Annotated in this window: 6 protein-coding genes; all 6 read left to right on the forward strand. The window is 60.5% G+C overall.

The features are described from left to right. Nucleotides 1-1,192: alpha/beta hydrolase (locus tag JNL55_RS35790; protein ID WP_293866362.1), on the forward strand; the 1,192-nt coding region annotated here is incomplete at its 5' end. 21 nt (nucleotides 1,193-1,213) lie between these two features. Continuing rightward, nucleotides 1,214-2,680 (forward strand): serine hydrolase domain-containing protein, encoded by a 1,467-nt coding sequence (locus JNL55_RS35795; protein ID WP_293866377.1) that lies wholly within the window; start codon nucleotides 1,214-1,216, stop codon nucleotides 2,678-2,680. After that, nucleotides 2,677-4,383, forward strand: a complete 1,707-nt coding sequence (locus JNL55_RS35800; protein WP_293866365.1) for an N-acyl-D-amino-acid deacylase family protein — start codon at nucleotides 2,677-2,679, stop codon at nucleotides 4,381-4,383. The genes JNL55_RS35795 and JNL55_RS35800 overlap by 4 nt, the downstream gene beginning before the upstream one ends. A gap of 18 nt (nucleotides 4,384-4,401) precedes the next feature. Beyond that, complete coding sequence (locus JNL55_RS35805; protein WP_293866368.1) at nucleotides 4,402-5,403, forward strand: alpha/beta hydrolase family protein; 1,002 nt, start codon at nucleotides 4,402-4,404, stop codon at nucleotides 5,401-5,403. Then, nucleotides 5,403-6,647 (forward strand): serine hydrolase domain-containing protein, encoded by a 1,245-nt coding sequence (locus JNL55_RS35810; protein WP_293866371.1) that lies wholly within the window; start codon nucleotides 5,403-5,405, stop codon nucleotides 6,645-6,647. The genes JNL55_RS35805 and JNL55_RS35810 overlap by 1 nt, the downstream gene beginning before the upstream one ends. A gap of 599 nt (nucleotides 6,648-7,246) precedes the next feature. Further along, nucleotides 7,247-7,753 (forward strand): hypothetical protein, encoded by a 507-nt coding sequence (locus JNL55_RS35815; RefSeq protein ID WP_293866374.1) that lies wholly within the window; start codon nucleotides 7,247-7,249, stop codon nucleotides 7,751-7,753. The last annotated feature ends 955 nt before the right edge of the window (nucleotides 7,754-8,708 follow it).

Below are 8,708 nucleotides of genomic sequence, written 5' to 3' on the forward strand. Positions count from 1 at the left end.
GGTGGCGATGGTGCTCATCGCCTGGTGGGCGGCTGTGTTGAGCCCGGCGCACGCAGCAGCGCTGGATTCCAGCCTCGCGATCGGCAGCGCTACCACCTTGTGGTCGGACGCCTTGCAGGAGCAACGGCGCATCCTCGTTCAGTTGCCGCGGCACTACCACGAATCGGCCCAGGCTTATCCGGTGTTGTATGTGCTCGATGCCGAGACGCAGTTCCATGCGGTCACGGGTGCAGTGCAGTCGCTATCGGTGTTCAGTGAGCGCATTCCAGAAATGATCGTCATCGGCGTTACCAACACGCTGCGGTCGCGGGATCTCACGCCGCGCAGCGAGTCGCCGGAAGATCTCAAGTATGTGCCGGAGTCGGGTGGTGCGGATGCGTTCTTGCGCTTCTTGCATGAGGAATTACAGCCTTGGGTGGCCGCGCGTTATCGAACGCAGCCGTACCGCGTGCTGTGGGGGCATTCGTTTGGCGGCTTGTTCACTGCGTACGCGCTGTTGACTCGCCCGCAAGCGTTTGATGCGTACCTCGCCATCAGTCCCTCGCTACATTGGGATGCTCAGGCGCTGCCAAAGCGCTTCGAGCGTGCCGGGCGTACCTTGCGAACTGGCGCGTATTTGTTTCTCTGCTGGGGTGACAATGAACCACGGATCGAACCGGCCAGCGAGCAACTCGTCGCGGTCTTGAAGAACCATGCGCCGGCGGGGTTGCGTTGGGATCATCGCTACTATCCTGGCGAAGATCATCGCAGCACGCCGCATCGCAGTCTGCACGATGCATTGGAGGCAGTGTTTACCGGCTGGGCGCTACCCTCGCGCCGGCAGAATCGAGACGTGCAATTCAGTTTCGCTGAGGTCGATGCGCACTACGCAGCGCTGTCGAAAAAATTCGGCTTCTCAGTCACGCCACCGGCGCGCGTGCTCATCAACGTGGGCCACGGCCTGCTTGAACGAAACGATGACGCTGGCGGAATGGCACAGCTAAGGCGTGCCGTGCGTGAGTATCCCTATCTCGCCGAAGCGCGCGGTGCATTGGGCGATGCGCTGGCGACACACAAGCAGATCGCCGAGGCCCGAATTGCGTACCTCGATGCTTTGCGTGCAGCGGTTGCAGAAGACCCAGAAAACATCGAATCGCTGCAGCGTTATCGACAGAAGTTGCGTCAGCTCGATGCCCTACAGCCGTTGCACTGAGCGGAGTTCGAGACCGTGTTGATGGGAAATTCCTGGCGAATGCTGTTGCTGTTTGCCGTGACGGGAGCGGCCAACGCGGCGGATCGCTTCGATGCAATTCGAGACTACATTCGCATTGGGCTCACCGAACATGATGTGCCGTCGATGTCGGTCGCGGTCGTGCAGGAGGGGCGCGTCGTTTGGGAAGAGGGTTTCGGTTGGGCAGATCGCGAGCGACGCGTCGCAGCCACGGCGCACACCGTGTACAGCCTCGCGTCGATCTCAAAGCCGATTACGGCGACCGCTGTCATGACGCTGGTGCAGTCGGGCAAGGTCGATCTGGATAAACCGGTGAATGACTACTTGGGGGCGGCGAAACTGCAAGCTCGGGTCGGAGATGTCGACGCAGCCACCGTGCGTCGTGTGGCCAATCACACTTCGGGTTTGCCGGAGCATGCCAATTATTTCTTTGCCGACGAGCCCTATCAGCCACCGTCGCGCGATCTGACGATCCTGCGCTATGGCAACTTGGTGACCGCGCCCGGCGAGACCTATCAGTACTCCAACCTTGGCTATGGCGTGCTCGATTACGTGGTGCAACGGGTGTCGGGACAGAGTTTTGCGCAGTACCTGCGCACTGCGGTCTTCTTGCCGCTCGGCATGACTCGCTCCTCGCTCGCTGTGGAACCTCGGCTCGCATCGTTCATTGCCACGCGCTACGACGATGCCGGTCGCGCGCTGCCGGCGTACACGTTCGATCATTCGGGTGCCTCGGCGGTGTTCGCGAGCGCGCATGATCTGGCTCGCTTTGGAATGTTTCATCTCAAAGCGCATCTGCCGGACCAGCAGGCCATTCTCAGCGACGCGTCTATCGATGAGATGCATCGGCAGACTACAGGCACGGCGGACAAGGGCTACGGCGTCGGCTTCGTGGTCGAGCAGAGACATGGTTATCGAGTCGTCTCGCACTCGGGAAGCATGAGTGGCGTGGCCACCGATTTGCGGATATTCCCGGCGCAGAGCCTGGCCATCGTCGTGCTGAGCAACTCCAACTCACCGCAGAATTCGCGTTGGGTCGCCAACACCGCGGAGCGCATTGCGGCGGTGATGTTGCCGAAGTGGCAGATCGCCGGTGCCAAGGTGTGGCCGCCCGTGCCGCCGTTCGTGACACCGGAGAAATTGCTCGGCACTTGGCGCGGCAAGCTGTCGACGTATGTGGCAGCCGTGCCGGTGAAACTACGCTTCTTAGCCAACGGCGAGGTTCATGCGCAGGTCGGTGATCAAGCGCCGACGTTGATCGATCGCGTACAGATCAAGGACGGCGTGCTGCTGGGCCGGCTGACGGCAAGCGTCGGTACCCCCGATACCGCTCGCGCTGACGGTGGCGTTGTTTACTTGTCGCTACGCCTGCGCGGCGACGTGCTCAATGGTTCCGCCATGGCATTCGCGGCCAACAACGGCCGCACCTACTTTGGACTCACCCATTGGATGGAGCTGGTTCGCCAATGAAAGCGCTGCCCGGTCTGTGGCTGTCGTCGTTGTTGCTGCTGACCGTAGCAGCAGCTCGCTCGCATGCGGAGCCTGCCTACGATTTGCTGGTTCGTGGCGGCACGATCTACGACGGTTCCGGCGGGACGCCGTTCGTTGGCGACGTCGGTGTGCGCAGCGATCGCATCGTCTATGTCGGTCCGCGAGCTGACGGCCAAGCCAAGCAGACCATCCTCGCGCATGGCAAGGCGGTTGCGCCTGGCTTCATCAATGGCATGAGTCACGCAACGTTTTCATTGCTGGCCGACGGGACGGCACAGAGCGACTTACGCCAAGGCGTCACGCTCGAAATCATGGGCGAGGGCACGACGGCCGGGCCGTTGAATGCTGCGCAGCTGGCCGAGTTGCGTGCGGATCCGCGTCGGCGCGCTGCGTTCAAATGGCAGTCGCTCGGCGAGTACTTGGTAGGACTCGAAGCGCAGGGCACATCGCTGAATTTCGCGAGCTGGGTGGGAGCGACCACGGTGCGCCGGCATGTGCTTGGCGATGACAACGTCGCTCCCAGCACGACGCAGTTGGAGCAGATGCGCGAACTGGTTCGCCACGCCATGGAAGAAGGCGCGCTCGGTGTCGCCTCTGCGCTCGGCTATGCACCCGCAATCTTTGCAGGCACCGACGAACTGGTTGCGCTAGCGACCGAAGCTGGCAGATGCGGTGGTGCGTATGCCAGTCATATGCGCAATGAAGGTGACGGCTTGCTGGAGTCACTGGAAGAATTGATACAAATCGCGCGACGCTCAGGTGCGCCGGCCACGGTGTTCCACCTCAAAGCCTCGGGGCGCGACAACTGGCCGAAGCTTGCGACAGCGCTGCAAACAATCTCGGCCGCGCGAGCGGAAGGTTTACGCATTACGGCGAACATGTACCCGTACACAGCATCGGCAACGGGGCTGGATGCAGCTGTGCCGCCCTGGGTGCAAGAGGGTGGCGCCACCGCTTTTCGCCAGCGACTCGCTGATCCGCTCATCCGTGCGCGCGTCATCGCGGAGATGAAAGCACCTAGCACCGCTTGGGACAACGAGATGCGTGCGGCCGGCGGGCCTGCCGCTGTGCTCTTGCGCTCGGGACAGACATTGGCCGATGTTGCCAAAACGTTGGGCGTCGGCGGCGAAGAGGCGGCGCTGCGAATCATCGAACAAGACGAGGGGCGCCCGGGGGCATTTTACTTCACGATGAGCGAAGCGAATCTGCGCCAGCAGATCCTGCAGCCGTATGTCTTTCTCGGTTCCGATCTACAAGCAGTTACGATCACACCGCAGTCGCTCAAAAGTGGCGCGCATCCGCGTGCCTACGGAACGTTCGCTCGTTTCCTGGCCAAGTATGTACGCGATGAGAAGTTGCTCACGCTCGCGGAAGCGGTACGCCGACTGACCAGCTTGCCAGCGGCGAGTTACGCAATCGCCGAGCGTGGCCGGTTGAGGGTCGGCTACTTCGCCGATCTGGTGATCTTCGATGCCGAGACTGTGCAGGACCATGCCAGCTTCGACAACGCGCATCGCTACGCCACGGGTGTTTCGCATGTTGTCGTCAATGGCGCACTGGCACTCGCAGACGGTGAATTGACCGCCGCTCGCGTCGGACGATTCGTGCGCGGTCGAGGCTGGAAGGATGGCGCAACCGGCGGCTGTCGCGCAGCCGCTGGCGATTGGCCTGCGTTGAATTGAGTTGAACTGGAGTACTTGATGTCGAGAATGCATAACTGGCTGGCGAGTGCGATGCTGGTGCTGTTGCCGATGGCCGCACTGGCGAAGAATCCGTATCCGGCACCGGCGGTGTCCGAATACAAGCACGACTTCGATTCGTTGAAGCGCAAGCTCGACACGTTGCTGATGTACCAGCGGCTAGGTGACATTGCGGCCATCAATGAAGTGAACATCACGTCATTGCCCCCGCGCAATGACAATCCCACCGCGCTGGGCGCCGGCAATCCCATGGTGATGCTGGCGTACACCTTGGTGCCGAAGAAACTCGGCTCGCGCAAAGCGCCATTGCTGGTGTTCCCACACGGCGGCGTGCATTCGAACTTCAGCGGCGTGCTGATCCCGATCGCGCGCGAACTGCTGGAAGAAGGCTACGTGCTGATCGCACCGGAATATCGGGGCAGCAGCGGTTATGGCCGGGGGCTGTACGATCAAATCGACTATGGCGGCGCCGAGATCGACGATACGCACGCTGCGCGCGACTGGGCAGTTGAGAATCTCGATAACGTTGACGCGGACCGTGTCGGCATCATCGGTTGGAGTCATGGTGGCTTTCATTCGCTGATGAACATTTTCCGCTGGCCGGGCGACTACAAGGTGGCCTACGCGGGGGTGCCGGTGAGCGACCTGATCCAGCGCATCGCCTATCAGCCGAGCTACGCTGAGATCTTCAGCAACTTCATCGGCAAGTCGGTGTACGAAGATCCGCAGGAGTATCGGCGCCGTTCGCCGGTATACCACGCTGACAAGTTGCAGACGCCGTTGCTGATCCACACCAACACCAACGATGGCGACGTACACGTGATGGAAGTGGAGCAGCTGATTACGGCGCTGAAGGCCGCCGGCAAGAAGTTCGAATACAAGATCTATCAGGATGCTCCGGGCGGGCATGGGTTCAACATGATCGACACCAAACTGGCCCGGGAGTCGCGTCGCGAGGTGTACGCGTTCCTGGCGCGCTATCTGAAGCCGGAACGTCCGTGATGTGTACGCGACGCCGCTTTCTTGCTGCCACAGGTAGTGCGCTTGGCGTACTCGCCGTGTCGGGTCGCGCGCGGGGCGCTGATCCTACGTCGCTGGCTGAGCGCGTTCGCCATCCGGCGTTCGAGGCTTGGGTGCTCGGCCAGATGAAACAAGGCCGAGTGCCCGGACTGACGCTGGCCATCATCGACGGTGGCCAGTTGGTACATAGCGCCGCTTATGGCTGGGCAGACCTGGAACAGCGCCGGCCGATGACCGCGCAGACGCTGCTCAACATTGCTTCCGTCACCAAGACCATTACCGGCACGGCGGTGATGCAGCTGTGGGAACAGCGGAAGTTCGGGCTGGAGGACGACGTGCGCGCTCATGTCGATATCGACGTTCGCCATCCGGCCTATCCTCGTGTGCCGATCACGATCCGACAGTTGTTGACCCATACGTCGTCCATTGCGGACGGGCCTGCGTATCGGGCGAGCTATGGGTGCGGCGACGCTGCGACGCCGTTGAACCGCTGGCTGCAGGATTATCTTCAGCCGGGCGGCCAACTCTATGAGCTCAAGAACTTTCACGACTGGCAGCCGGGCACCTACTACGCGTACAGCAACGTCGCCTATGGAGTGCTCGGTCGTCTGATTGAAAAAGCCTCGGGTCTCTCCTATAGCGAATATTGCCGTCGCCACGTATTCGAGCCTTTGGGAATGCAGCGCAGCCGCTTCGAGCTGGTTGGCATGGATCGAAGCGAGCACGCCACACCCTATCGTTATGTGACCGACGACGAGTTGAGTTCGGTGCGGTTAGCGGACCCCGCATGGCACGCGCCCGGACAGATGGACGAAGGCGTATGGGTGCCTCATTGCCTCTACGGTTTCGTCACGATGGCGGACGGCGGCGCGCGTACCAATTCCGCTGAGTATTCGCGTCTGTTACTCGCGTATCTCAACGCCTGGCGTGGTCGTGGAGAGTTGCCACTGTTGTTGCAACAGAAGACGGTGCGGCAGATGTTTACGGATCAGCATGTGCAGAAGGCACCTGCGGCCGCCACCGCCGTCACGCAGGGACTGACTTGGGCGTTGAAATCACAATATGGCACCGGCGAGATTTGGGGTCACTCGGGGGCGGATCCTGGGGTCGCGACGCTCGCTGCGATCCGGCCTGCCGACGGCAGAGGCGTTGTCGTAATCGGCCACAGTAGTTGGCGGCACAATGTCTCGGTTGAAGTCGCCAAGTATGTGTTCGCTTCGAACTGACGCCGCTTCTGGTAGTGGCCGCGATGCTCGATCGGTACGATCACGGCATGGCGGTGGTGGAGCTGGCGCGGCTGGAAGAAGCGAAACGAATTTTATAGAGAATTTATAGAGGCTTTCGCGCGCTTGCCGAGCACTCTCTGTGGATTGGATCGGCGAGAGTTTCACCGATCTATCGGCGAAACCTAGTGTCAGGCGTTTCGCCGGAAAAGCGGCCAAACCGCAAGTGATCGAGTTTTTGGACAGTACGTGCTGCAGTTCAGAGACTACTACAATGATGATCGAGTTCACGCGTCATTGGATGGCCGCACTCCGATCTGCAGGACTGCCGCTGCTGGTCGCAGCGTGGTTGACCTTGACGGCTATCAGTGGCGAGTCCACTGCCGCGGGCTATATCAGCTTCCCGCTGCCGCTTGATTGGCGATTCGCCACAGACAGGTCGGAAGTGATGCCGATTTCACTGAGGCGATGGGTTGGCGGCCAAACAAAGCCACTGGTAAGGTGGAATGGGGAGAGATACCTGTGTGCCATCGATGCCAGGGCAAATACCGTCGTGACCAATTCCCGCCAGGTACGCAGGGCGATCGGGGGGGGGGGGGACCATGGGGACTTTGAGGCCATTTGATATCGAGATTGATCGGGTGGCGTGGCATCAGCTGCGCACTATGTCGGCGAGAGGTGCTGAGGTGCCGAGCGCGCTACGTGCCTTGCTGGATGCGCCAACCGGTGAGGATGCGGACAAGGCCTATTGGCGCTTGGAGAACACGGTGGTTGTCCAAGGTCAGCTGTTCGAGGCTGCCGAGGCCATCGTTCCGGTGCTGCTTGCTGCCGTGCTGGAGCAGCTGCCGCGCCACTCAATGATCCTCGCACTTGAATTGCTGTTCCAAATCGTCGCCGGAGACGCTGATGAGTCAGAGGTGGCATTGGGGAACTCCGACTTGGGTGAGCGATGCAGGATCAAAGCTAGGGAGGGACTCAGTGCTCTGTATCACGTACTCATCCACGAGCGTCTCTCTGGAGCTCAAGAAGTGCTGGAGCGGATCGAGGTCGATCAGTCGCGGCTTGATAGCGCACAAGCGGCATTGGCGCGTGACCCTGCCCGAGAATGAAGGGTTTGAACTGTAAACGGCAACGGCACGTGGTGCGCGAGTGTGCTTTGGACCGCACAGGTTAGTCACGATCGTGCGTTGCCCGAGCCGAACGTGGCGTCAAGCCAGTGACTTCGTCGTTCAGACTAAAAACAAAGACCACGTACTGTCCATTTATTGGAACCACTAGTTGCAGTGGGACGAACCGCGCTTGACGTGTGCAGCTCGGTGTACTGGTGAGGAGTTCTTCTCGATTCAGCCGCTGCAATTCCTTCTGACGCTGCTTGCTGGCTGGATCAACCGCCGGCAGCTCGAGGCGATTGATTACCTCATCGAAGAAAATCGGTTGCTGAAGGAGCGGCTAGGCGGTCGAAGGCTTCGATTCACGAATGCCGAACGCCGTCGACTCGCACGGAGAGCCTATGCGTTGGGTCGCAAGGCGCTCAGCGAACTCGACACGCTGGTCACACTGGATACGCTGATGCGGTGGTATCGAACTTTGGTCGGGCAGAAATGGACGTACACTCACCGCCGCGGGCCCGGTCGGCCCCGAACGATCCAGGTGATCGGCCTGACGACAGAATTTTCAGACACTACGGGAGATGTATAGAGAATTTTGGCGGAAACTTCGTAGTCGCCTCGATTCTCTAGTCGCGGATTTGACACCAGGAAAATGGTGGGCCGTATAGGACTCGAACCTATAACCAACTGATTAAGAGTCACACTGAACGAGCAGGGAAATCGGAAGGTTAAAGGCGGGAATTTTATAGAAGCATGCCCAAAGGGCCAGGAAGCAGGGCGTATGTGAGGGCTTGTTTTTTAGAGGTCGGGGCGCACTGATCGAAGTTTGGTCCGATAGCGAGGGCAGAGTTTCGCCGAACTAGCGGCGATATAGGCTCGCTCCGCGGTGTTTGGAGTTTCGCCGACAAGGCGGCGAAACTCAACGCGGTTGAATTTTTAGACACTACGGGCGCGC

Origin of the sequence: Steroidobacter sp., assembly GCF_016790065.1 — a bacterium.
GTDB lineage: Bacteria > Pseudomonadota > Gammaproteobacteria > Steroidobacterales > Steroidobacteraceae > Steroidobacter.

What these genes read in the sequence shown, in the direction of transcription:
- JNL55_RS35810 (WP_293866371.1), top strand. Translation starts at nt 5,403, where the DNA reads ATGTGTACGCGACGCCGCTTTCTTGCTGCCACAGGTAGTGCGCTTGGC.
- JNL55_RS35805 (WP_293866368.1), top strand. Translation starts at nt 4,402, where the DNA reads ATGTCGAGAATGCATAACTGGCTGGCGAGTGCGATGCTGGTGCTGTTG.
- JNL55_RS35815 (WP_293866374.1), top strand. Translation starts at nt 7,247, where the DNA reads ATGGGGACTTTGAGGCCATTTGATATCGAGATTGATCGGGTGGCGTGG.
- JNL55_RS35800 (WP_293866365.1), top strand. Translation starts at nt 2,677, where the DNA reads ATGAAAGCGCTGCCCGGTCTGTGGCTGTCGTCGTTGTTGCTGCTGACC.
- JNL55_RS35795 (WP_293866377.1), top strand. Translation starts at nt 1,214, where the DNA reads ATGGGAAATTCCTGGCGAATGCTGTTGCTGTTTGCCGTGACGGGAGCG.